General features: G+C 50.4%; 24 protein-coding genes. 9 read left to right on the forward strand and 15 right to left on the reverse strand.

Annotated features, from left to right (window positions below; translation table 11 throughout):
* Position 1 precedes the first annotated feature (1 nt).
* From ACQG1K_RS11045 to ACQG1K_RS11060, 4 genes are all read left to right on the forward strand, one after another.
* Positions 2 to 997, forward strand: coding sequence for an alpha/beta fold hydrolase (locus tag ACQG1K_RS11045; protein ID WP_367074549.1), 996 nt, complete (start codon positions 2 to 4; stop codon positions 995 to 997).
* 44 nt (positions 998 to 1,041) lie between these two features.
* Complete coding sequence (locus tag ACQG1K_RS11050) at positions 1,042 to 1,782, forward strand: response regulator (protein ID WP_367074547.1); 741 nt, start codon at positions 1,042 to 1,044, stop codon at positions 1,780 to 1,782.
* Positions 1,779 to 3,074 carry an ATP-binding protein gene (locus ACQG1K_RS11055; protein ID WP_032624255.1) on the forward strand — a complete coding sequence of 432 codons (1,296 nt, stop codon included), beginning with the start codon at positions 1,779 to 1,781 and terminating at the stop codon, positions 3,072 to 3,074. Before ACQG1K_RS11050 ends, ACQG1K_RS11055 begins: the two co-directional genes overlap by 4 nt.
* Before the next feature lie 135 nt (positions 3,075 to 3,209).
* Entirely contained in the window at positions 3,210 to 4,400 is a 1,191-nt protein-coding gene (locus ACQG1K_RS11060) for a cytochrome c biogenesis protein/redoxin (protein ID WP_032624254.1), read from the forward strand.
* A 6-nt stretch (positions 4,401 to 4,406) separates the two neighbouring features.
* Here ACQG1K_RS11060 and tam read toward each other — a convergent pair whose 3' ends face one another.
* Positions 4,407 to 5,165 carry a trans-aconitate 2-methyltransferase gene (tam, locus tag ACQG1K_RS11065; protein WP_032624253.1) on the reverse strand — a complete coding sequence of 253 codons (759 nt, stop codon included), beginning with the start codon at positions 5,163 to 5,165 and terminating at the stop codon, positions 4,407 to 4,409.
* A gap of 84 nt (positions 5,166 to 5,249) precedes the next feature.
* Complete coding sequence (locus tag ACQG1K_RS11070; RefSeq protein ID WP_367074544.1) at positions 5,250 to 5,834, reverse strand: GDP-mannose pyrophosphatase; 585 nt, start codon at positions 5,832 to 5,834, stop codon at positions 5,250 to 5,252.
* Positions 5,835 to 5,920: 86 nt separating this feature from the next.
* On the opposite strand from ACQG1K_RS11070, the gene ACQG1K_RS11075 reads away from it, so the two are divergent.
* Positions 5,921 to 6,679, forward strand: coding sequence for a DeoR/GlpR family DNA-binding transcription regulator (locus ACQG1K_RS11075; protein ID WP_367074542.1), 759 nt, complete (start codon positions 5,921 to 5,923; stop codon positions 6,677 to 6,679).
* A gap of 104 nt (positions 6,680 to 6,783) precedes the next feature.
* Entirely contained in the window at positions 6,784 to 8,076 is a 1,293-nt protein-coding gene (locus tag ACQG1K_RS11080; RefSeq protein WP_032624251.1) for a glycoside hydrolase family 28 protein, read from the forward strand.
* Between the two features lie 365 nt (positions 8,077 to 8,441).
* Here ACQG1K_RS11080 and ACQG1K_RS11085 read toward each other — a convergent pair whose 3' ends face one another.
* Positions 8,442 to 9,206: an SDR family NAD(P)-dependent oxidoreductase gene (locus tag ACQG1K_RS11085; RefSeq protein ID WP_367074540.1), complete on the reverse strand. Its 765-nt coding sequence runs from the start codon at positions 9,204 to 9,206 to the stop codon at positions 8,442 to 8,444.
* A 95-nt stretch (positions 9,207 to 9,301) separates the two neighbouring features.
* Positions 9,302 to 10,204: an alpha/beta hydrolase gene (locus ACQG1K_RS11090; protein ID WP_265460963.1), complete on the reverse strand. Its 903-nt coding sequence runs from the start codon at positions 10,202 to 10,204 to the stop codon at positions 9,302 to 9,304.
* Between the two features lie 460 nt (positions 10,205 to 10,664).
* Between ACQG1K_RS11090 and ACQG1K_RS11095 the strand changes: the two genes are divergently transcribed.
* Positions 10,665 to 11,564 carry a LysR family transcriptional regulator gene (locus ACQG1K_RS11095; RefSeq protein WP_367074538.1) on the forward strand — a complete coding sequence of 300 codons (900 nt, stop codon included), beginning with the start codon at positions 10,665 to 10,667 and terminating at the stop codon, positions 11,562 to 11,564.
* Positions 11,565 to 11,656: 92 nt separating this feature from the next.
* Positions 11,657 to 12,556, forward strand: a complete 900-nt coding sequence (locus ACQG1K_RS11100; RefSeq protein ID WP_045308121.1) for a LysR family transcriptional regulator — start codon at positions 11,657 to 11,659, stop codon at positions 12,554 to 12,556.
* A 230-nt stretch (positions 12,557 to 12,786) separates the two neighbouring features.
* Here ACQG1K_RS11100 and ACQG1K_RS11105 read toward each other — a convergent pair whose 3' ends face one another.
* The 9 genes from ACQG1K_RS11105 to ACQG1K_RS11145 all read right to left on the reverse strand — a co-directional run bounded on the left by ACQG1K_RS11105 (position 12,787) and on the right by ACQG1K_RS11145 (position 21,504).
* Positions 12,787 to 14,166 (reverse strand): ISNCY family transposase, encoded by a 1,380-nt coding sequence (locus ACQG1K_RS11105; RefSeq protein WP_237764930.1) that lies wholly within the window; start codon positions 14,164 to 14,166, stop codon positions 12,787 to 12,789.
* A 353-nt stretch (positions 14,167 to 14,519) separates the two neighbouring features.
* Entirely contained in the window at positions 14,520 to 15,326 is an 807-nt protein-coding gene (locus tag ACQG1K_RS11110) for a hypothetical protein (RefSeq protein WP_016239971.1), read from the reverse strand.
* A 17-nt stretch (positions 15,327 to 15,343) separates the two neighbouring features.
* Positions 15,344 to 15,784 (reverse strand): hypothetical protein, encoded by a 441-nt coding sequence (locus tag ACQG1K_RS11115; RefSeq protein ID WP_016239970.1) that lies wholly within the window; start codon positions 15,782 to 15,784, stop codon positions 15,344 to 15,346.
* A 152-nt stretch (positions 15,785 to 15,936) separates the two neighbouring features.
* A complete protein-coding gene (locus tag ACQG1K_RS11120) occupies positions 15,937 to 17,298 on the reverse strand; it encodes an FRG domain-containing protein (protein ID WP_000482601.1) in 1,362 nt (453 codons plus the stop codon).
* A 13-nt stretch (positions 17,299 to 17,311) separates the two neighbouring features.
* Positions 17,312 to 18,115 carry a hypothetical protein gene (locus tag ACQG1K_RS11125; protein ID WP_000589340.1) on the reverse strand — a complete coding sequence of 268 codons (804 nt, stop codon included), beginning with the start codon at positions 18,113 to 18,115 and terminating at the stop codon, positions 17,312 to 17,314.
* Between the two features lie 58 nt (positions 18,116 to 18,173).
* On the reverse strand, positions 18,174 to 19,520 hold the full coding sequence (locus ACQG1K_RS11130; RefSeq protein ID WP_076611902.1) for an ISNCY-like element ISLad2 family transposase: 1,347 nt from the start codon (positions 19,518 to 19,520) through the stop codon (positions 18,174 to 18,176).
* Positions 19,521 to 19,771: 251 nt separating this feature from the next.
* A complete protein-coding gene (locus ACQG1K_RS11135) occupies positions 19,772 to 20,257 on the reverse strand; it encodes a GNAT family N-acetyltransferase (RefSeq protein ID WP_063137753.1) in 486 nt (161 codons plus the stop codon).
* Complete coding sequence (locus ACQG1K_RS11140) at positions 20,245 to 20,511, reverse strand: DUF1778 domain-containing protein (RefSeq protein WP_003857131.1); 267 nt, start codon at positions 20,509 to 20,511, stop codon at positions 20,245 to 20,247. The genes ACQG1K_RS11135 and ACQG1K_RS11140 overlap by 13 nt, the downstream gene beginning before the upstream one ends.
* Before the next feature lie 63 nt (positions 20,512 to 20,574).
* A complete protein-coding gene (locus tag ACQG1K_RS11145) occupies positions 20,575 to 21,504 on the reverse strand; it encodes a LysR family transcriptional regulator (protein ID WP_426720857.1) in 930 nt (309 codons plus the stop codon).
* A gap of 129 nt (positions 21,505 to 21,633) precedes the next feature.
* Between ACQG1K_RS11145 and ACQG1K_RS11150 the strand changes: the two genes are divergently transcribed.
* Entirely contained in the window at positions 21,634 to 23,022 is a 1,389-nt protein-coding gene (locus ACQG1K_RS11150; protein ID WP_367074531.1) for an MFS transporter, read from the forward strand.
* Here ACQG1K_RS11150 and ACQG1K_RS11155 read toward each other — a convergent pair.
* Together ACQG1K_RS11155 and ACQG1K_RS11160 are read right to left on the reverse strand one after the other, a co-directional pair.
* Positions 23,001 to 23,558, reverse strand: a complete 558-nt coding sequence (locus ACQG1K_RS11155; protein ID WP_023300131.1) for an OmpH family outer membrane protein — start codon at positions 23,556 to 23,558, stop codon at positions 23,001 to 23,003. The two genes, ACQG1K_RS11150 and ACQG1K_RS11155, sit on opposite strands and share 22 nt — an antisense overlap.
* A 120-nt stretch (positions 23,559 to 23,678) precedes the next feature.
* Positions 23,679 to 24,815, reverse strand: coding sequence for a type 1 fimbrial protein (locus ACQG1K_RS11160; RefSeq protein WP_023300132.1), 1,137 nt, complete (start codon positions 24,813 to 24,815; stop codon positions 23,679 to 23,681).
* Positions 24,816 to 24,829: the final 14 nt, after the last annotated feature.

Consider the following 24,829-nt stretch of genomic DNA (forward strand, 5'->3'; position numbering starts at 1 on the left):
CATGTTTAACAAACTCGCATACTCAGCAGTCGCCCTGACCGTTTCGCTTGGCACCGTGATGTCCTGTCAGGCGGAAGCGATGGGTAAGGATTACTCGTCGGCTTTTAACCAGGTAAAACAAATTAACGCCGGCGATCTGAACGTCGGTTATGTCGATATCGGGCCGAAAGACGGGCAACCAGTGATCCTGCTGCATGGCTGGCCGTACGATATTCACAGCTACGCGGAAGTTGCCCCCGCGCTGGCCGCGAAGGGGTATCGTGTCATTGTGCCGTCCCTGCGCGGGTACGGCACCACGCGCTTTATTTCTGATAAAACGCCGCGAAACGGCCAGCCTTCGGCAATGGCGAAAGACATCGTCAACCTGATGGACGCCCTGGATATTAAACAGGCGGTGTTTGCCGGTTATGACTGGGGTGCACGTACGGCGGAAATCGTTGCGGCGCTCTGGCCGGAACGGGTGAAATCGCTGGTCTCGGTAAGTGGCTACCTGATCAGCAGCCAGGCGATTGGCAAACAGCCTTTACCGCCGAAGGCAGAAGTTCAGTGGTGGTATCAGTTCTATTTCGCCACGCCGCGCGGGGCGGAAGGCTATGCTAAAAATACGCACGATTTTGCCCGGCTGATCTGGTCCCAGGCTTCGCCGGACTGGAAATTCAGCGATGCCACCTTCAATGCCAGCGCCAAATCCCTCGATAACCCGGACCACGTTGCCGTCACGCTCAGTAATTACCGCTGGCGTCTGGGTCTGGAAAAAGGGGAGCCTAAATATGACGCCTATGAACAAAAACTGGCGACGCTGCCGAACATTACGGTGCCGACCATCACCATCGAAGGCGGTAATAACGGGGCGCCACACCCTGCACCTGCGGCCTATGCCGGGAAATTTACCGGAAAATATGAGCACCGTACTTTCGGCGCAACGGTGGGCCACAACCCGCCGCAAGAAGATCCGCAGGACTTTGTTAAAGCAGTTGTCGACGCGGATAAGCTCTGATATGTGCTATTTTCACTCCGTTACCTCTTAATCAGGAGCCTGCGGTGGAGCATATTGATCACATCCTTGTCGTCGATGACGACAGGGATATTCGTGAACTGATTGTCGATTACCTCGTGAAATCCGGCTACCACGCCTCTGGCGCGTCGAACGGGAAAGAGATGCGCGTAGTGCTCGACAAACAGCATATCGACCTGGTGGTGCTGGACGTGATGATGCCCGGTGATGATGGCCTGACGGTGTGTCGACAGCTGCGCAGCAGCAGGCATAAGGATCTGCCGATCCTGATGCTCACCGCGCGCAACGAGGACATGGACCGGATCCTGGGGCTGGAGATGGGCGCCGACGATTATGTGGTAAAACCGTTTGTGGCCCGCGAACTGCTGGCGCGTATCAAAACTATCCTGCGCCGTTTTCGTACTATGCCGCCTAATCTTCAGGTGACCGAGGCAGGGCGCCTGGTGGTGTTCGGTGAATGGCAGCTGGATACCGTGGCGCGTCATCTGATTGATAACGAGGGGATGGTTGTGGCGCTCAGCGGGGCGGAATATCGCCTTCTGCGTGTATTTCTCGATCATCCTCAACGGGTGCTGACCCGCGATCAACTGCTGAACCTGACGCAGGGACGTGATGCCGAGCTGTTTGAGCGTTCGATTGATCTCCTGGTGAGCCGCGTGCGACAGCGCCTGAATGAAGATGCCCGCTCGCCAGCCTACATTAAAACCGTTCGCAGCGAAGGCTACGTTTTTACTATGCCGGTGACCATCATCGAGGCCAATGAATGACGCTGTGGCCCCGCACCTTACTGGCCCGGCTGCTGATCATTGTGCTGCTTGGACTCTTGCTGGCTAACGCGCTCAGCCTGACGCTGGTCATGGTTGAGCGAATGCACAGCGCGCGCACGGTTATGCTGGGCAATCTTGAGAATGACGTGGCGACCAGCGTGGCCATTCTCGACCGGCTTCCGGCCAAAGAGCGGCCAGAGTGGCTGGAACGGCTCGGTCGCGGTAATTATCGTTATATCCTTGGTCCCGGCGAGGCAGGCGCTGCGCCAACGGACAAGCGCTCGCGGGATGCGATTCGCACCCTGAAAGAGACGCTTTCAGTTCAATATCCGCTCCAGTTTACGGCAGTGCCGGGGCCTGTTTCCCACATTCAGGCCCATCTGACGCTCCGCGACGGCGCACCGCTCACTATCGATCTGATCCCGCGCATGCCGCCAGTCGCCAGCTGGTTACCCGTGGTGCTGGTTCTTCAGTTGTTACTTGTCGCGCTCTGCTCCTGGATTGCCGTGCGCCAGGTTGTCCGGCCTTTCCTGCAATTCACGCGCGCGGTTGATTCCCTCGATCCTGCGGCCCATTCTCCTATGACTGAAAAAGGTCCGGTTGAGGTGCGACAGGCGGCGCAGGCTTTTAATGAGATGCAGTCGCGGATACAAACTTATCTGCGTGAACGCGCGCAGATTCTGGCGTCCATTTCTCACGATCTTCAGACGCCCATCACGCGTATGAAGCTGCGGGTCGAAATGGCGGATCAGCCCGAACTCCACGATAAGTTGTTGAGCGACTTGGATAATATGTCGCGCCTGGTACGAGAAGGTATTGCCTATGCCCGGTCATCAGAATCACTGAAAGAGACCACGCTTAAGCTGGAGCTAAACGCGTGGGTTAACAGCATCGCCAGTGATTATCAGGACATTGGTAAAAACGTGCAGTTTCATGCACGCAGTACACGTCTGCCGATCGTCACCCGCCCCCAGGCATTGCGCCGGGTAATGACCAATCTGCTGGATAATGCGCTCAAGTTTGGCCATAGCGCGGTAATAGAGATTGATGAAGATGAAAGGCAGGTAGCGATCCGCATTATGGATAACGGCCCCGGCATCCCGGAGGCAGAACTGGGGGCGGTGTTACAGCCGTTCTACCGGGTTGAAACGTCGCGCAACCGCGAAACGGGCGGCACCGGGTTAGGCCTCGCCATTGCCGCGCAGCTCACCGCCCAGCTTGACGGGAAATTGCATCTTGCAAACCGGGCAGAGGGCGGGCTGGCCGTAAGCGTGACTCTTCCGCGCGTTTAATTGTACGCCTGTGTATCTGCGCGCCGTGCGGATACGAAGGCAGACAAAATTCAGTTTTTTGCACACGGCCTGAACACATTCGCAGGGTGAAATGACCTCACTGCACCTTCGCAGCAACTGTATCGTGAGGTCGTTATGTTTCTGATAATCGCTTTTTTAGGCGGCATGATTAGCCTGCTCAGTCCGTGCACGCTTCCCGTTATTCCTCTGCTGTTCGCCGGCTTTCAGGGGCAGCGCAAACACATTCTGGCGCTTCTGGCGGGAATGATAGTGATGTTCACGTTTGTGGCGATGGTAGTAACGGTTGCCAGTGACTGGATCGCTGACGCCACCGTTATCGGTCGCTGGATTGCGCTGCTGGTACTGAGCATTGCCGCCCTGGCCCTGATCTTCCCGCAGTTCGCTCAGCGCATTGCCAGCCCGGCGGTCAGCGCGGGGAACGTTCTTAACACCCACAGCGTTCAGCGACACGGCATGTTTTCGGCTTTTCTGGCAGGGCTGGCCGTTGGACTTCTGTGGTCCCCCTGTGCAGGACCGATTCTCGGGGCGATCTTCGGCATTAACATTACTGGCCACTCGGCCATCGCAACCGGAGCGCTGTTAGCCGCTTACGGCAGTGGGTGCGCGTTGATGCTGGGGCTGCTTGTCACGGGTGGCCGTAAGCTGATAACCCCTCTGAGAGCCAAATCCGCATTGATGGAGCGTCTGCGTCAGGGCGCAGGGGTGATGATGTTAGCCGCCGTGGCTTTCAACGCCTCAGGAATGACGTCGGTCCTGAAAGGCGCCAGCGGTATTACCGACCAGCTGGAAAACGCTCTCTTGAGCCTTGCGCAACCAACCTCCACGCAGGTGAAACTGCGACCGATCGCTGACGCAATGCCGAGCAGCCAGCTACCGACATTAAGCGGCGGTACGGGCTGGGTAAACGGTGACCCTGTCACGTCTAAGGCCTTGCGGGGGAAAGTTGTGCTTATCGATTTCTGGACCTGGGACTGTATCAACTGCCAGCATACCCTTCCGCATGTTCGAGACTGGGCGAAGAAATATGAGTCACAAGGTCTGGTGGTGATTGGCGTCCACACCCCTGAATACCCCTGGGAAAAGCCGTTATCATCGGTGAAAAACGCGGTCAACGAATGGCAGTTGCCGTACCGCGTAGTGACGGATAATAACTACAAAATCTGGAGCGCGTTCGGTAATCAGTACTGGCCAGCACATTACTATTTCGATGCGAAAGGGCAACTGCGTTACACCTCGTTTGGCGAAGGCAACTACGACAAGCAGGAGGCTGTAATTCAGCATTTGCTCAAGGAAGCGCGTTCCTGATTCGGCTTACGGAACCCGCTGAGCAACCATAAACAGGCGCGGAAAAGCCAGCAGTATCTGCCCGTTCTCCTGGAGCGGATACTGCTCTTCCAGCAGCTCGAGGTAGCGTTTCAGAAAGTTTTGCTGCTCGCTCTCGTTGAGATCCTGTAGCCACGGCCGTAACCCCGTCGCGCTGACCCAGTCAATAATCGCCTGATGAGAGCTCATCTGATGAAAGTAGGTGGTGCGCCAGATATCCACGTCGCATCCCGCGTCCGTCAGAATATCATAGTAGGCATGAATACCCGGCAGCTGCTCGCGGCCACGATCGGGGTAGCCCTGTTCCCAGGCAACTTCACGCATCAGGGCGTGCGTCGGCTCAAGCCAGTTGTCAGGCATTTGTATCGCCAGCACGCCGTTTAACTGGAGCAGTGAAACCAGATGCGGCAGAAGGTGGTAATGGTCCGGGATCCATTGCAGGGAAGCGTTGGCGTAGATCAGGCTGAGAGGCTGGTCAGGTTTGTAGTGACGGATATCCGATTCAACAAAGTGGCAGTCTGGCAGGGCCTGTCGGGCTTCCTCCAGCATCGCCGGGGAGTTATCCACACCGGCTATCTGCGCTGAAGGCCAGCGTTGTTTCAGCAGCGCGGTGCTGTTGCCTGGCCCGCAGCCCAAATCCACGCCAGAGGTTATGTCAGCAAGCGGCACCCGGGCCAGTAACTCAGCGGCGGGACGTGTGCGTTCTGCGCTGTATTGTAGATACAGAGAAGGATCCCAGTCGGCCATTTTCGCATCTCCATGTTGAGGTGTTCAGCAAGAATAGCACAGGCAAATACCTGCGCAGGGGCAGGTATCCGGATAAACGTGAGATTATAAAATGCCTTTCAGGGTCACGTGATAAAGCAGCATGATGGTTTTACCGTCGACGATCTGGCCATTCTCGATGCCACGAAGCGCGTCGTCCAGCGTCATTTCCAGCACGTCGATATCTTCCCCCTCTGCTTTAACGCCGCCGCCCGCGCTGGTCCGATCCTGCGGGTGATATTCCGCCAGATAGAAGTAGAGTTTTTCGGTAACGGAGCCCGGGCTCATATAGGCCTCAAAAATTTTCTCTACGCGCGTCACCTTATACCCGGTTTCCTCTTCCGCTTCGGCCTTAATCCGGCTTTCCGGGTCAAGGTTATCGAGCAACCCGGCAGCCGCCTCAATGAGATCCTCTTCGTGACCATTGATAAACACAGGGAAACGAAACTGACGTGTAAGAATGACTGTTTTGCTGGCGCGATTATAGAGCAGGATCGTCGCGCCATTCCCGCGGTCATACACTTCACGCTCTTGCCGCTGCCAGTCACCATCGCTGCGCTGGAGGTCAAAAGTGTATTTTTTCAGGTTATACCAGTTGTCGGACAACGTTTCGCTGTTGATGATGCGTATATCTGCACGTTTTGATTGCACGTTTGGCTCTCCTCTCGTAGAGTATGCATCATAAACAGCATTTTCGTGTAATTACAATAATTATCGTGCAACATCAGGAATAATTCATGCTCACAAGTCAGCGTAAACAGTTGATTCTGGAAAAGCTGGAGGCGGAAGGCCAGGTCCAGTCAACTGCGCTCAGCCTCTTTTTCTCGGTGTCTGAGGACACTATCCGCCGGGATCTACGTGAACTGGCGGCAGAAGGGCGTTTGCAGCGTGTCCACGGCGGCGCGCTTCCGGCATCTTCAGCGATTGCGCCTTTTGCCGAGCGTCAGTCCGTTAAAATGGATGCAAAAAAACGCGTGGCACGTCGGGGCGCGCAGCTCATTTCACCGGGGCAGGTGGTGATCATTGATGGCGGGACGACCACCTCAGAACTTATTACCTTCTTGCCGCCAGATTTGCGGGTAACCGTGGTGACGCACAGCCCGGGTATTGCATTGGGGCTGGTCAACCATCCGTGCATAGAGGTGATCCTGATTGGCGGTCGTTTGTATAAACACTCCATCGTCACGGTCGGCGCGGCCGCTATTGAAGGCATCAACAATATTCATGCGGATCAGTTTTTCATGGGTGTCACCGGCGTGCATCCTGAGGCCGGGCTGACCACCGGAGATTATGAAGAAGCATGCATCAAACGTGCATTTTCCGGCAGAGCGGCGGAAACGGTGGTATTGGCCTCACCGGAAAAGATCAACACGGCCTCGGCGTTTGTGATTGGCGATTTGTCGCTGGTGAATACGCTCGTAGTTGAAAACACAACGGATGAACGCTGGGTCAACGTTATGAAAGAAAAGGGCGTTGCGGTGATCGCCAGCCAGTAAATATCCGCTTTTTTGCCAGCCTGACTGCGTGGCTGTCAAACAGACAAAGGTTATCCATCACGCGGATTCCTAGACTAAGGCTTTCATCTGTTTAAGGAAAAGCCATGAAAGCGATCTCCATTCTGGCGTATGGCGCGGACCCAACCGCGCAACGCCTGGCAACATCCGCCATTCAGCAGGCCATAAATAGTGCTCAACAGAACGATGTCATCGTTATTCCGCAAGGCCGTTTTCTGACCGGAGCGTTGTTTCTGAAAAGCGGTGTTTCACTTCGCCTGGACGCTGGCGCACAGCTCGTTGGAAGCCAGGATCTGGCTGATTATCCCCTGATAAATACCCGGGTGGCCGGCATTGATATGCGCTGGCCGGCAGGCATTATTACTATCATCGATTGTGAAAACGTCAGCATTACCGGTACAGGCACGATAGACGGGCAGGGTGCAATTTGGTGGCAACGCTACTGGGGCGATGACGAGCGCAGCGGCATGGTCGGCGATTACAGCGCAAGAGGATTGCGCTGGGTTGTTGATTATGACTGTCAGCGCCCGCGCAATATTCTGGTCTTTGAAAGCCAGAGCATTCTGCTGCGTGATTTTACCAGTCGGGAGTCCGGATTCTGGAACATGCACCTCTGTTATTCGCGCCATATCGCGGTTGAGGGCGTGCAAATCAGCAATTCTGCGGGGCCGAGCACCGACGGGATTGACGTCGACTCCTGCGAACAGGTGCGGATTGAACGCTGCATTGTGTCCTGCAATGACGACAATATCTGCATCAAATCAGGACGAGGACGCGAAGCGGCGCAAAAAGCTCGTGCCGCGCGGGATATAGTGATTCGAGGATGTACGCTGAATAAGGGATCCGGGATCACACTGGGGAGTGAAACTTCAGGTGGCATTGAACGCGTCCTGATAGAAGATAACGCGTTTAACGGAACGGGCGTCGGGTTTCGCATTAAATCTGCTCGCAACCGGGGCGGATTTATCCGTGATATCACCGTACAAAATCTACGGCTTACGGACGTGCGTTTTCCGGTGCTGATCCAGCTGAACTGGTTTCCGCAGTATAGCTATGGCGACCAGAGCAATTTATCTGATAAACCAGAACACTGGCGCAAACTGGCTGAAGGTGTTGAGGGCGAAGCCGGTCTTACTGCGGTCAGCGGACTGACGATTAAAAATATGACGGCGCGTCGATCAGACAGCAAATGCTTTTCGCGGGCATTTTTCATCGAGGGATATCCGGAGCGTCCTGTGGTTGGGTTAACGCTGGAGGGGATTTTGATTGACGCGTCAGAGTTCGGGAAAATTTCTGGTGTGGATGGGCTGCGCTTTAAGGATGTACAGGTGACTGCCGTGGAGATCACGCAAGACCGTAACGACAGTTATGAACGTTGATGGCACAGAACAGAGGTACATGATGCGCGGAATGAGCAGAACAAGGATGGGTCTGAACTGGCTGGATTTACTCGTATTCAATATGTCAAAGCTCACTGGAATTGTCTAATCACTGGCTCGTTAGAAATGTCTATATGTTGAAAAGTCTGCTTAGTGCCCCGATTAATGCAGGAGAGTTATGAAAGCGAAGGTTTGTTGCGTTTAGTAGTAAGGTTACGGCAATAATCCCTTTGAAGGGTAAGGGCTTAAAAGGGAAGGATGACCGCACACGCAGTTTTATGAGAAAAGTTGAAAAAGCCCTGATAAACAGGGCAGTGTTTCAATGAGGAAAAACAAACAAAGGGTAATAATCAGGGCATCCATGCTTAGCGCATGGTCAGGCCACCATCAATCGAAATTGACTGACCTGTTACGTAGGACGACGCATCACTGGACAACCAGAGGACCGCATCGGCGATTTCTTCCGGATTACCATGACGCTGCAACGGAACGGCTTTCACCATGGCTTCCAGGGCTTCCTTCTGACCCGATGCGACCATCGCATCGACCATTGGCGTCCAGATAAGACCCGGGCAAACTGCATTCACACGGATGTTCCGGCTGGCATATTCAAGTGCTGCACTCTTGGTCAGGCCCAGCACACCGTGCTTCGCGGCGTGGTAGTTCGCACGTTCTGCGCCGCCCACAATTCCGCCGATAGAAGAACAGTTAACGATAACACCACTCTCCTGCTTGCGCATCTGCTGAAGCTCATACTTCATACATCCCCACACGCCCCGGAGGTTCACGGCATTAACGCGATCAAAGTCCTCCACGGTGGCGTCCGCGATTCCAACAAGTTTATTCTGGACACCGGCATTATTAAAAGCGATATCCAGACGGCCGTAAGTGGAAACAGTGAACTGAACCATCGCTTCGACTTCATCAAGGTTTGCCGCATTGCAGGTAAACGATTTAGCTTCAAAACCACGGGAAATCAAATCATTTGCGGCTTTATTTACCAGCTCAGAATTAATATCCGCTAACACAACGGCAGCGCCCGCCTCGGCATAAGCACGTGCAGTTGCAAAGCCAATACCGGATGCGGCACCGGTAACCAGCGCAACTTTATTTTTCAGTGAAAGATTCATAATTTTTTCCTCTTAATATTAAGTCAGCAGAATGACCATCCGCCTAATTCAGGCCTTTATTCTGCTTGTTCACATATACCTGCGTGAGGTTATGATTAAAGGTTTTTGCTAAAGAACTCTGCCAGTTTATTTAAGGCAGGGTTAACAAATTGTGGCTTGTCATATAAATCAAAATGTGAAGCACCAGGAATAATAACCAGCTCCTTCGGCTCTTTCGCTCTGTCATAGGCCTGCTGGCTGAATTTTCTTGTTTCAGCTTTTTCTCCGGCAATTAACAGCACCGGACGGGGGGAAATCAAATCCATATGCTCCAGTGGATAGTAGGCCATATGGAGTCCGGGGCTCGTGACGACATAACGGTTATGGGCATTCGGATGCGCGCCTCTCGGTGTCAGGTAATAATCGGTCGCCTCCCGGACAAAGTTAGGCGTACTGGCATTTAACGTATCCCGGGAAGGCAGTAACTGCTGAACCAGCACCGGCGCACCGCTGGCCTCTTTGTTCAGTTGTTCATCCACGCTTTGCATTAACTTCGTTCTGTCGCTTGCCGTAACCGGCAGGCCTTCAATACCATTGCGGGTCGCATCGCCAATGTCGTAGGTGACGACACCGGCAACAGCCCTGACGCGTAAATCATTCTGCGCTTCGTGCAGCGTATAGCCTCCACCGGCACAGATCCCCAGAGTACCAATGCGGCTGGCATCAACCTGCGGCAGACTGGCAAGATAGCCTATGGCGCTGCGGATATCCTGTACGCGATCGGACGGATTTTCCAGGTCACGCGGCAACCCACCGCTTTCTCCATAATGCGACGCATCGTAAGCCAGCGTAATAAATCCACGCTTTGCCAGCTGCTGTGCGTAAAGCCCGGACGTCTGTTCCTTCACGCCGCCCCAGGGATGAGAGACTACAATCGCCGGATATTTTCTGGCGCTGTCATAATCAGACGGGAAATATAAATTGCCCACCATGATGATGTCGCCATTTTTAAATGTCACTTTTTGCGACCCCAAAACATTGACACCCTCTGCAACAGTTGAAGGAATTTTTTGAGCAGCTATAACAGAGCCTGCCGCCAGCAGTGAAGCACACAAAAGAGACACCTTAATTAAGGACATAGCATTACCTCATTGATGATGATTGACAGTAGCTACTGTATAAATTGAAAACGCAACCTGAACCACATGGAATATATTCAAACACACTCGACTTTATTTTTTCAGGCATCCATAGCCAGCCGGAGAATATCAATGGTGATATAATCTCGTGGCAGACAGATAAAAACTTTATTGAAGAGTAGCCAGTGGTTAATAATGTACATGACACGGGCTCAGTTAACCACCCAGCCTCGTTTCTTGCATTCATAAATGAAATTCATTAATGACCGTGATATCTTATCCACATAATCTGGAGACACTGTCGTCGTCCGGAGGGACACACAGCCGGTGAGAGAGGAAGATGGCAAGAGAAGGGTTCAGTGAATTAATCGCACTCATTGCAGTTGCCCAGACGGGCAGTTTTACTCGTGCAGCGGCTCAGCTGGGAGTCACACAACCTGCTCTCAGCGCAAGCATACGCGGGCTTGAAGAACGGCTGGGAGTGCGTCTTGTACTGCGCAGTACACGAAGTGTTGCGCTCACGATGGCGGGTCAGCATCTCGTCGATCGTCTGGTACCGGAGTTTGAGCAGATCACGAATGAGCTGGAATCGCTCAATGACTTACGCGACAAACCTACCGGTACGCTGCGCATTACCGCCATTGACTACGTGATACGCTCGGTTCTGTGGCCCCGGTTAACCCCTTTTCTGAAACAGTATCCGGACATTACCGTTGAGCTTATCAGCGAGTATGAAAGCGTTGATATTGCGGCCCGGGGATATGATGCCGGTGTCCGGTTTGGGGCCGATCTGGCCCAGGATATGATTTCCGTTCGTATCAGTGCAGATGTTAAGAATGCGGTTGTTGGTTCAGCAGAGTATTTTACGCGCCACCCGGTCCCGCAACATCCGACCGAACTGAGCCAGCACAGCGGGGTTCGTTTACGTATGTCCACATACGGTGGGTTGTATGACTGGGAGTTTATTGAAGGCAATCGTGAGTTCAGCGTCAAAATCAACGGGCCGGTAATATGTAATAACGTTTACGACATACTGGAGGCAGTCAGACGGGGTTTCGGTCTGGCTTATCTCCCGCTGGATATGGTACAGCCATTGCTTGACAGCGGAGAACTGGTTTCTGTGCTCCAGGAGTGGTGCCCTCTCTGGCCAGGGCTGCACCTTTACTACCCAAACCGGCGACAGCATTCCAGAGCCATGAGCCTGATGGTGGAGGCTCTCCGCTTTCATGCGAATGACTGAACCGGACGTCACTGTCAGCCCTTAAAACCAGAGCAGTGGATAACCACTTCATGTTATTAAACAGATTTTCTCCAGAGAACAGGTGACGAACCATGTCAGGCGAAATATTCCGGGATCTTATCGCATTTATTACCATCGCCCGGCACAGAAGTTTTACCAGAGCGGCCGCTGAGCTTGGCGTTTCGCAATCAGCATTAAGCCATACCATTCGCAATCTGGAAGAGCGGATCGGGCTGCGTCTGTTGATAAGAACCACACGCAGCGTTTCGCCGACGGAGGCCGGTAAAAGGTTGCTGGAACGCGTGTCGCCCAGGCTGGATACGATTGCCAGTGAGCTGACCTCCATCAGGGATTTGAGCCGCACCATTGCGGGCACGGTGAGAATGACGGTCTCAGATTTTGCCTATAAGACTTTTGTATGGCCACGCCTCAGCGAAACGCTGCGCCATTATCCGGACGTCAGGCTTGAACTCTCTCTTGATGCAGCACTGACCGATATTATTACGGAGAGATTTGATGCCGGTATCAGGGACGGTGATTCGCTGGGCAAAAATATGGCATCTGTGCGTATCAGCCCGGATTTACGTTATTCAGCAGTTGCCTCTCCTGGTTATGTTCAGGATAAAGGACTGCCGCCTTCACCCGGTGATTTGGCTCAGTATTCCTGTATTAATACCCGCTTTACGCCTGGGGGAAGCACAACGCCATGGATACTGAAGGAAAATGAAACCGGGCAGATTTTCCGGCCTGCGGGCCATCTGGTCTTTAATTCATATTATGCTGCAATGGATGCGGCGCTGGCGGGTTACGGAATTGCCTTTTTACCGGAGATACTCAGCCAGCCATGGCTGGATTCCGGAAAACTTCTGCCGATCCTGCCTGAATGGTGGGCAGAACGACCGGGTTTTTATATTTATTATCCGGGGGAACGTCAGATGTTGCCTGCGCTCTCCATGATTGTTGAAACGCTGCGGTATGAGCCGCCAGTATAATTCCATTTCTGCTCAGAATCGCCTGACCCGGGAAGCAGTGAACGGCCAAGCTTATCCACCTGGCCGTTACAAAGAGCCTTCGTCCCCGGAGCACATGCCCGAAATACGCCTGATAGCCGGATGTGCAGGTGTGCGGCAGTTCCGATCAAGTCTTTCCCGACGCCACAGCACACGCTGAAGGATTATTCTGCATTCTATGGCCCGTGCAGATGTCTGCCATAGTATTCAGCTCATTTTTTTGTCCCAAAAATCTCCTCAGAACGTGATTGCAGTATCTTCAATGCTTCAAGCATATCGTCACCGTTAAGCGAACGCTGGGATTTATTCTCCGTTGGTTTTCTCCGTCTCCGCGAGGGGCCATCTCCGGCAGGGAGTGCCTGCGAACGGTTATTATCGCGTTTATCCTGAACAAGCTTGATAAATTCAAGTGTCCGCCCGAGGCGTTTGTTGTCCACGATAGCGCCCTGGTCGATTTCCTGGAGTCGATCATAGGTGGAGTAGGGAAGAACAGCGCCGTTAAGGCGGAGTTCTTTATGTCCATCCGGGTAATGCCAGACCTCAATATATTTTCCGATAGCCCTCCGGCTTAACTCACTGTCTGCAATGAGATAGAGCACTTTGTCATACTGCACTGTCAGGGATTTTGAAACACGGCGCGGTTCCCGCCATGTGAAAAATGTGGTCAGATCATCATCAGTTTCAAGTGGCCGGTGAACATCAAAGTCATGCCGGGGTGCTTTGCCAAAGCGCCGGTTGTAATCGGTCATAAACTCATCAGCAAAATCATTGGCTGCATCCACTGAGGAAATGCCCCTGAGCCGGAGCTCCTTTACCAGGCGATCCTGAAGCGTCAGATGGGCCCGTTCCACACGGCCTTTGGCTGAGCTGGTATTGGCGCAGATAGTCTGGATGTTCAGTTCGTGCATCGCACGGCCAAACTGGGTATAACCATCGCCACCGGTAGCGTTTTTATTGTTGATTCTGAAGACGCTGGCTTTATCGCTGTACAGCGCCAGGGGTTTGCCATGCTTCTCCAGATAGCCCCGCGTGGCTTCAAAATAGGTGAAAGTCGATTCCGATTTCACGAAACGGAGTTGCATCAGGCGGCTCGTCGCATCATCAACGTAGACCAGGGCAGTACAGGCAGGCGCACGGTTCTCGAACCAGTGATGGTCGCAACCATCAATCTGGATCAGTTCGCCGCAGCAAGCCCGGCGATAGCGTGGCTGCTGAATTTTTGGCGCACGTTTCTTGCGGGGAACCCAGAGCCCGGTTTTTATCATAAGCCGTCTGAGCGTTTCCTTACCAAGAACAATACCGTGATTTTCAGCGAGCTTTTCCCGCGCCAGTGTGGGGCCAAAATCGGCATAGCGTTCACGGATGATATTCAGGGCCTGATCAGTCAATGATGCGGGAAGCAGGCGATTTCCGGTGCGGCCACGACTCTGGTTATTCATGCCCAGTGGCCCGGACTGACGATAACGTTTCAGCAGACGGCTGCAATGGCGCGGCGTGATACCGAGCATTTCGGCTGCCTGACCAGGACGCAGGTTGCGGTCGATGACATCCTGAAGGATTTTGAGGCGGTTGATTTCTTTCACGGTGAACATCCCGGAGTCATGTATAACCACAGAAAACTCCTCATCAGGAAAAGTGAGTTGTTGACTAGGCATACAGGTCTGAGAACTATAGCCTGGACATTCCTAAATGAGCCACAAATAGACATTATCATTGAGCCCCTGCAACCGTTGTCAAAGCAAGTTTAAAATGTCACCTCTTTGTGCAAGATAGAAAGGGCACTTTCAGCCTATGTAATCATATTAATGTGACTGCTGCGTTATCCCACTCAACCAATTAATAAAGCAAAAGTTAAATATGAAAGACTGGAATAAAAATATAACGAAAACATCTTAATATGGAAATATCTGTGTCAACGGGATCTTTAGTTATTGAATATCTGGTTCTAAATAGGTTCTACATTCAACGGGAAGGGAAACCAAATATCTATATGTTTTTTATAAATACCATTACGTGGCAAACAACAATCTGCATATTTTTTTAAAGAATCTCCACATGGACAAATATTTTCTGGCGATAATACTCCATCATGTTCTTTCGCCTTAAATCTCCAGGTCGTAATATTGAAAATTTGATGTGGGGATTGTATGTATTTGACAACACTAATTAAAGTTGAATAGTTATAATGATCACCATCATTGGAGAAAAAAACACTACATTTGTTAACGGGATTACTAACTATGTCATAAGTAATTAATTCAAAATCGATCACTTCATCAAAGCAAAGAACTCCATTATAAAGTTTATTTTTAACATGACCACAATCATTAATAAAACTACGGGTTGTATTACATACTGAACATTTCACTTCTTTTATTATTTCACGAGAACTACCGAAGATTTTATATGGGAATAACGCCTGCCAATTACATACCATTCTCGCTAAGAAGTTAACACCATAGAAATTAACCTCAGGCAGAAACTCATTATTTTCTTTAATATGTATTAAATCTATTTCTATCCTTTCAAGTTCTACCCATGCTTCATAAAAATCACCTCTTGTAAGTAAATTAATGACTTGAATATATTTTAAATGGGCTAGTAAAATTGTTTTGTATAAAAACAATCTGTTTGATTCATTATTCAAGCTCAAGGATTGAGCTTTTTTTAACTCAGCATTAAGATAATCAAGAATAGCACTATCTTCTTGAGTAATACACATCCAACGCTTTAACTTTTCGTGAATATTCATAATATCTATATAGATTTTTATTTGATTTTGTTAATTACTTTTAAAACATCGTCTACTTTTCCAGAAACAGTGTATTTCACATGTTTTCCTGATTTATTTTTTTTAATTATAGAGACTTTAACGTCTATATCTCTAGTTCCAAAGTTATCAATTTTTTTCTGAATATAATTTGAAACAAGATTTACTAAAAAAGGTATCATTACTGATGTGGCAAAGAAAGTGCCTAACGCTAACGTTATACTGTTTAATTGCAGGTACGAAACACCATTAGAATCTCCGTACACTTTAACATTAGAATGTGATTGCTTGGTGAACTGGAAAAAATCCAGTGCATTACCTCCAGTAATTTTTGAACTATCAAAAACGATCGCAATCTCATCATCTTGAGGTTCATATGAAGAAATGATTTTTACCTCTTCATCTTCATCACTCATTTCACTCAAAGTAATGGGGTTCATTCTCAACTCCTTGTTTTATATTTTTACATTCAAATTTTACTATACGACTGGTTAATTGCTCCTGTCCAACACACACCAGAGTTCATATGCTTAGCATACAAGGGACCAATGCCAGTAGCGACAGGCTAGTGTGTCAAAAAACCACATGAAGATCAATCTCCTGCGGAAAATTTGGCCGCAATTAGTTTCATTGTCCTTTCCATGCCTTGATAAACTGTCGCATCTGTAATGTTTAACCTTGCGAGTTCCTTAAGTATTCTAGCTTTGTTTCTGATCACTATTTTTTCTACTTTAAACTCTTGCATAGCATCATCAGGGTTTGAAACTAAATCGGGATAAACAGCATTATTCCCAAATAATAAGAATGCACCTGACTGTGATGACATCCTTTCATTATTATTTCTTCCTTTAACGAAAATTAACCTTTCCAAATCTGATGGTATAATTACATCTTTAAAATAAGGTTTTTCATCTTTAATGTAATGTATGAGTTTTTGACAAGCTTCAGTTTTATTGAAAGCCTCCTTGTCCATTTTACAATCCAGCTGATCTTTCAGTGTTTGACTTAGCATTGATATATTTGATATGCAACTTACTGTATCAGAGTCAAAGAATTTTATACGATCCCTTTTTGTTTTGAAAATAATAACATGTCCATCAACCTCATTTGTATTTTCATTATTACTAATGTCGCAACAAGCGAAATACAGAGCGATTAGTGGATTTGATGTTATATCCAACAAACGAGTTGGTAGTCCGTAGTGTTGCATCCTTACTAACTTGTCTAGCATTGTTTTATCATCAACAAACTCAGTTGGCCTTGCTGTTAGGGCTTCACGGACTAAATTTGATTCACTGTGCAAATGCTTGAAGTTACCTTTTTTGTTTTTCCTGAAAACTGATGGAGCCAACTCGTAAGATACATCAGAATGTCCACGATAAAATATTTCTGCATCTTCTTCATGATCTTGTTCTAAAACACGCGCCATGAAACTTTGAACATTATCTATTATTGGGTAGTTATCAACTTCATCAGGAAGTGCTTCAGTAGGAGGAAGTGGTGTACTTCTTGTCGTTATATTTAGAAGTGCTAATGTTTGATTTAAATCACGTGCTTTTATTCCCCAGTGAGTCCGTTTCAGCCCATATGCACCTAATTCTAAAGCTGTTTGATATAACTCTTTGTTTATCACTACGACATCATCTTGTGAGTGAGTGATTCTGAAATCAAACTCAACATTTTTGTTAACTGTTCGTAGATTTGAAATTACACCAAGTCGCAAAGTAATGTATTCAACATTGTCTCGGGAATAAAGTTCTGACATAAAAAGCGTAGGTAATTTCTCAATATAAGATAATGCTTTATCATTCAAAGGCGTTAACTTCAACCGGATGTCATCAGAGGTGCCTTCTAACATACGTGATATAGGAAAATCACAACTCCCACTAACCCGTTCATACATGGGCCAATGTTCAAAATAGTCAGGTTCTCCGCCCATAATTAGATTAAACATTAAAACTAAATCCTTATATTTTACTTAATGAATTATTTACAATCCAATCAATTGCGCCAGAGGTGCGAATCCAAGGCTTTATATTATGATTCACATAATAAATGGCTTCATCCATTCCACCTAACGTGATATATCCACTGTTAGACTTGATCTGTAATCTGCACTTCGATAACAAGCCGGGGATGTGTCTATTAGAATCAATCGCAGCTTTAGCGATATCATCGGCATCCGGGGATGACTGTCGGTAGGCGAGTAGGGCGCGTGTATACTGAAAAAACGAACGCATATCCCCAGGATAATCGTCCAGTAGCAAGGCCAGATCATCCACCATTTCAAGCTCAAGGTAATAGTTCGCTAATAAATGACGAATCCCCTGGTTATCGTTCGGGTTGAGCTTCAGCATTTCGCGGCTATGAGCCATAGCCGGATAAAAATTACCAGACTCCCATAAGGCCTCAGCCAAAGCTGCTTTTGCTCTCATATATGGACGTGTTTCGACAAATCCCCAGAAACGTCCTGCGAACTCCTGAAAATCCTCGCCAAGTGCAATGCTGGCTGCGTACAAAGCAGTCTCCAGCTTCCCGATTTTTGACTCAGGAGGTTCTTGAGATATCTCGCAGTAGAATGAGTATGCGTCAGCACAGAGCGGGGATTTCTTGATAGCTTTTCTGATGAGTTTCAGCACAACTTCCAGGTCATCATTTTCCCAGGCATCGAACATGAACTCCTGAGCCGCAACCAGATCTAGATGTAATTGCTCAGAGCTGACAGCAGTTTTATACAAATCAACGCGCTTTGTAGTCGGGAATTTAATCATCTCAAGTATCCTTTTGGGGACTCACTGTTCCGGTACTTTGCAGCACTGATGGTCGATTCTATCGCTTTGAACTTGCCACAAACAAGCTCGGGTCTGCCAGAACGGGATTGATAGCCCGGAGCTGTTCCTGGATGCGCACCTGAGCCTTACGGCTGGGCGATTTTTTGCTTCGTTCCCGTTTGCCTTCGCTTTCCCGCTCATCCTGTTTTACCTGAGCCAGTCGGAGTACAGTCCCGAGACGTTTGTTATCAACAATCTGCCCCTGGTCGACACAGGCCAGCTTATCAAATGCCTGGCACTTAAGGCTCCGGTGCCCATAGAGGAAGGCGAGGGTGCCATCGGGATAATCCAGTACTTTAATTTTTTCACCGGCAAGACGGCTATTTTCTTCTGTGGTGTCCATGAGATAAAGGATCTTATCGTACTGGAAGGTCAGTGATTTCGACACGGTACGAACATCATGCCAGGCAAAGATGTCTCTTAATTCATCGGGGCTTTCCTGCACCGGACGATGCAAATCTTTGGGGAACTTAGCCGGTCGTGAAAACCGGCTGTTAAAGTCAGCGATGAAAGTGGCAAGCCAGGCATTTGCGGCCTCAATGCCGGTTATACCTTCCAGACGCATTTCTTTGATCAGCCGATCCTGAAGTGTCTGATTCGCACGTTCCACGCGGCCTTTAGCTTCAGAGCTGTTGGCACAAATAAGCTCGATTGCCAGGTCATAAAGCACACGTCCGAACTGGGTAACGGTGGTATTGCGTTTCTCCGGACCACTGACGCGAAATATTGCGTGTTTGTCACTGTACAGCGATACCGGCTTCCCATGCTGCTCGATGTATTCCCGGGTTGCCAGCATGTAGTCAAAGGCTGTTTCTGACTCGCTGAACCGCAAATGCATCAGACGCCCGGTGGCATCATCGATAAAGACCAGCAGGCAGCATTTTGGCGCACGGCCTTCAAACCAGTCATGGTGGGAGCCGTCGATCTGGATAAGTTCACCCAGACAATCACGCCGATGTCGGGGTTGATAAACCCGTGACTTACGGCGAGCATGCGGGACCCAGAGTCCGTCAGACGTCATCCAGTTGCGGACGGTCTCGATTGAAAGCCGGATATTATGGCGCTCTCTGAGTTTTTCTGCGGCCAGTGTGGGCCCAAAGTCACTGTAGTTTTCACGTATCAGCGTGAGTACTCGTAGTTTGAGAGATTCGGTCAACCGGCGGTTGCTGGGCTGGCCGCGTTTGCGGCTGACAAGTCCTTCAGCACCAGAAACTCGGTAACGATTGATAAGTCGTTGCGCCTGACGTTCTGAAATGCCAAGCTGTGATGCTGCATCACGACGGCGTAGACGCTTTTCACAAACTGCCTGTATCACCGGTAGGCGGTGGATCTCTTTATCTGACATGGTCACCAACATGCGTTGAGCCCCTTAGAATTGCATTCAGTTTAGCTTACTCTAAGGTGACGTTTCTATCTGGATAAAAAGTGACATTACTAAATGGTTCTAACAACCGTAGTGCGCATAATGTATATTATGTTAAATGCGGTGAGTTTATTCTTTAGTTCATGAGTTCCTCTCTTTCAGGAGCTTACCGATGAATCAGTCGGTTGCCTAAACTGACGATGAAGGTTATGGTTTACCCCTTCCCTTTATCGCTACTGCGGAAGCCTGAGAAACAGTGTCCGTTCCTGAGTCTGCGATGCTTTAAAACCATGGTGGATATAAAACGCTTTGGCGTCCTCAGTGAGTGCATGAACCATGATCGCCCGCACCCCAATATTCTCTGCTACCCGATAACAGCGTAAAACCGCATCCTGGAGTAAATCGGCTCCCAACCCATTTCCGCGTATTGAGACATCGACAGCCAGACGGGCAAGAATAATCACGGGAATGGGATCCGGCATGTTACGCCGCAAATTACCTGTCGCTTCCGTATGGTTAACGCTGCCGGTAGCCAGAGAGTAAAATCCCGCGACCTGCTTTGTGCCCGTTTTACAAACGACAAACGTTCGGGCTGCGCCAAGCGCCTGGTTTTTCAGACCTCTTTGTTTTAACCATTCGTCAAGCACGGCCTCTCCACTGACGAACTCCGCCAGTTGATGGACGCTGGATAAGGGCTCTGGGGCGGTTACACGTCCCACTGAGGTTTCCTTGCCAGCAGTTTTTCTATGGCAGGATCGTCGGCGACCGGGGCATCAAGCATATCAATGAACTCTGCATACTGTTCATCGTTAAAATTGAATACACGCCGATCGAGGATCACATTTTCGGCTGCCTGACAGGCCATCTCCAGAATGAAGTCAGTACGTGATTTATGGAGGATCTCTGCGGCGGCATCGATAAGCGCCCGCTGGGATTCTTTGGCTCTAAGATTGAGTTGAACATCTGATTTCATGGGTATACCTCTTGTATAGCAATTGCTTTACAAGCATAGCATAAGCGGCGCGTATAGCAATCGCTATACAGGTCCCTTAATCATGTCTGACTTCTTCACTCTGCATATCGCAAGAATTTGCTCTCTCAGCCAGCGGTGCGCGGGATCGCGTTCCATTCTTGGGTGCCACATCTGTGATACCGTAATTAGACGGCTTTTGAACGGCAGCTCGAAAACGTGTACCTGGTCCGTTACCTGCTGATTGAGTAAATAGAGCGCGGGTATCATGGCGATAAGATCCGATGCCACCGCCACGGACAGCGCCGTCGGAAATCCCGGTACGACGCTCGCGATTTTACGTTTTGTTCCGAGTTCGGCCAGCGCATCGTCAACGGATCCGTGCAGTGCACCCTCGGGTGACGCTACCACATGGCCCCAGGCGACATAATCCTTCACCCCTATTTCTGCCTGCTTAGCCAGCGGATGCCCCTTACGCACGACGCCCACAAACCGATCCTCAAACAGTCGTTGCAGCCGTATTTCAGGCCCCATATTACTCTGGACGCCAATCTCCAGATCAACCAGCCCTTCCCGAAGATAGCGCGACGTTTTTTCCGGCTTAGGCGCAAAGCGTATACAGACGTCCGGCGCGGCGTCGGCCACAGCCGCTATAAGCGCAGGCCCAAACGCCACCACAAAACCATCGTTTGCCCTGATGGTAAAAAGTCGCGCCAGGCTTCGCGCGCTGAACGTTTCAGTTGAGGGCTGTAATACCGCCCTGGCCTCGTGCACTGCACGCCTGGCATGATCCCGGGTCGCTTCGGCCCACGGGGTCAGTACCATGTTACGTCCGGCGCGCACCAGAATCGGGTCGCCAGTGACGTCGCGTAACCTGCTTAATGTCCGGCTCATTGCCGAGGTGCTGAGGTTCAGACGACGTGCCGCGCCTGCCACGCTCGCTTCGCTCAGCAATATGTCGAGTGCTATCAACAAATTAAAATCGGGTTCGGACATCTCCTTCCTCCCTGCATATTCAGATAAGGCGTTTCATGCAACGATAAAGTGTAAATGGTGCGCCTTCCGCCCTGCAAAAGCCATCTTTATAGTTTTGTCATCCACACACTCTTCTCTAAGGACAACAAGATGATGCTTTTTTCCAGCCAACCCGGGGACGATGGACTGCCTGGCCCGACGCGCGCACGGGTGATGACCGCGATAATGACCACCACGTTAATGGGCGTGTTTGATGGCACCATGATCAATATTGCCCTGCCCTCCATGGCTCAGGAGATGCAGGTGCCAGCCAGTTATGCCGTCTGGTTCGCCAACGGGTATCTGCTGGCGGCTGCAATGACGCTGGCGATATTCGCGGCGCTTGCGGCCCGCCTGGGTTATCGCCCCGTATTTCTGGCAGGCCTGACGACCTTTACCCTGACATCGCTGGGTTGCGCGCTGGCGAAAACGCCCGAAGTGCTTATCGGTATGCGCGTGCTTCAGGGGATCGGCGGCGCAGCGACGCTGAGTATTGCTCCCGCGATACTGCGGTCCGTATTTCCCGGACGATTGCTTGGCCGCATTCTGGGTTTGCACGCCCTGCTCATCGCCTCCAGCTCCGCTATCGGCCCGGTATTGGGCGGTACGATCCTTCACACCCTGAGCTGGCAATGGCTTTTTGCGATAAACGTTCTTCCCGGCACCCTCGCCTTGCTGCTGGCGGTCAAAGCGCTGCCGCGGGATGCGGTTCGAAAGCAAGCGCCCTTTGACACCCAGGGCGCCATATTGTCGGCGCTGCTGTTGGGTTCGACGATCGTGGCGGCGAACAGCCTCCATGATGCTACTTATCACACAGGTAGTCTTTGCTGGACGGTTCTCGCTGCGCTGAGCGGCATGGCTTTTATCTGGCAGATCCGCCGCACGGATAACCCCTTACTGCCGCCAGCCATATTCAAAAATGAACGTTTTACCCTCGCGGCCTTAACGTCGATGATTGCTTTTGTCAGCCAGGGTATCACCTTTATTGCGCTACCCTTCCTGTTTCAGAGCGAATACGGCTACAGTCCGGTGATTTCTGCCCTGCTATTTACGCCGTGGCCGCTCGGGATCGTGCTGATTGCGCCGCATGCAGGCCGGTGGGCGGACACGATTTCAGCCCCGGTGATTTCAACCCTGGGGCTGATGATTTTTGTCGTCGGTTTGATTCTGCTGGCAACATTACCCGCCAGCCCTTCGATGTGGGATATCTGCCTGCGAAGCCTGGTTTGCGGGATGGGATTTGGCTGCTTTCAGAGTCCCAATAACCGGGAAATGCTCTCAAACGTTAGTCGTGACTATGCGAGCTATGCATCCGGTGTGTTATCCATTATGCGCACGTTCGGGCAGTGTCTGGGGGCCGCCGCTGTGGGCGTACTGCTGGCGACAAATGAGAGAGCAATTCATGCTGCACTGTGGATCGCTGCGGCGGCTTCTGCGGTAGCGGTCATCGTCAGCGCGAGCCGACTGCGTAAAATCACTCATCCTGCGGAAACAGGTTGAGCGAGCAAAAGCTCCCGGGTCGCATCTTCAAAATTAGGGCGCGGCCCGTACACCACTTTTACATGCTGTAATTCATTAATGATTTCATTACTGATGTCGTGACCATAATCCACTGTAGAGGCGCTATCTTTATTGAAAACGACCGAATAGTGATGATCTATTCTGTATTTTTCAACGGTATCAGATATGACTCGCTGGCTTATATGCCGCAGGCGACCCTGCTCTGCCCGCAGTTGCGTGTTTTTACTCATATCATCGATCGCTTTCATTTCACGGCGCAAGGGTTCTGGCAGAGCGTAATATTTTTTCTCAACTTCAAGCGCGGATTTTTTAGCTAATGCGAGAAGTATTTCGTTCTGCTTTTTTTCCTGTGCCAGTAACGGTGATTCACGCAGGATCCGCTTGTAAGAAATACATGCAACCCCTTTTTGTCCGGCGTGAGGCTTAAGGTGACCGTTAAAAGAATATAATCCTACAAGACACACAAAAATTAACAGAATGAATGAAAAGCGTGGCTCAGACCGTTTAGTAATCATTGTCAGTTCCACCGAATAAATAGGGTCGCAGAGGAAATGTACACGACAGAAACACATAACGGTAGCGCAGAGGTGTACAAAAATAAACCGCAGCGCTACCCCCTGTCATGATCAAAGGTATCAATTATATTTAAGGGTGATTGTCCCGGTGGCATTTGCTTGCCCTGGCGTGACAACGTCACTGGTTTTGTAATACCACGCTTTAAAACGTAAGGTTTCAGACTCTCCGGCCCCGCCTGTATTTGCCGGATCGCTATAGGTGGTTGCGGAGCCGATATCAGCAAGCGCGGTACCATCGGCAGCCAGCCCACTGCCTTGTGATGCGGCTTTTACACGACTGGAATTAAAAGCTTGTACCTCCTGACCAATGGCCCAGTAGGTAAAACTGCGTAGCGCCGGTTGATAGGCTGATATCACGACCCCCACACCGGTCGCCGTCGTACCCGATTCAGACTGGTCTAAAGCAATCACTGAACCATCATCGTTGTCGCCCTCGGCAAGCGGCCCGTTGATGGTCAAGGTCACGTTGGTGCCTGGCTGACAGCTCAGACCAACATCCTGTTCGGGTCCTTCCACCATCTTAAGATTATCAAACGCAGAGGTATCCACATCGCCCATATTAAACAGCAGGGAAGAAACGGATGCTGAGCATCCCATCGCATAGACTTCTATCTGCGTATTTGACAAATAGACTTCTGACGCATTATCACCGTTATCCGAACTGCTTTGCCCTTCACGAAACTCCACCGTCGCCAGTTTGCCGCTCTCAAGGGCCAGATTACCGCTCGGGATTGTACCCCCCGTCGCAATCAACTGCACACGATAGGCCGAGCCCGCCAGCGTATGGCTGCTCTCGCCATCGCCGGACTGCCATGAGTTATCAACCGCACGTTCATAATCATACGGACCGGCCTGGTTAAGCGTGTAGGTCTTAATGCCGATACCCGGTATCGTGGTCGGGTAGATATTATCTCCCACCGGCGACGCCGACGCTAAATGAGTCGGGTTATAATGAAATCCTACGTAATAATCCCTGCTACAGTTTTTAATCGTGACATCCCCATCCGTCCCGCTGATATATCCAGAATCGTATAACACTTCGCCAAAGGTATAATTTTTCGCACTGACCAACAGTTTCGAGGGTAATGGGATCGTCGTAACGGTAACATCATCGCCGTTATCCCGGTTACAGGCTGCATGACTTAATAGTGGGACTGTCCCCAGCAATAACACCAGATAATATAAATATTTTGACATGAAATTAGTCTGCT

Source organism: Enterobacter cloacae complex sp. 402C9 (genome assembly GCF_050030745.1).
In the GTDB taxonomy this organism is placed as follows: Bacteria; Pseudomonadota; Gammaproteobacteria; order Enterobacterales; family Enterobacteriaceae; genus Enterobacter; species Enterobacter intestinihominis.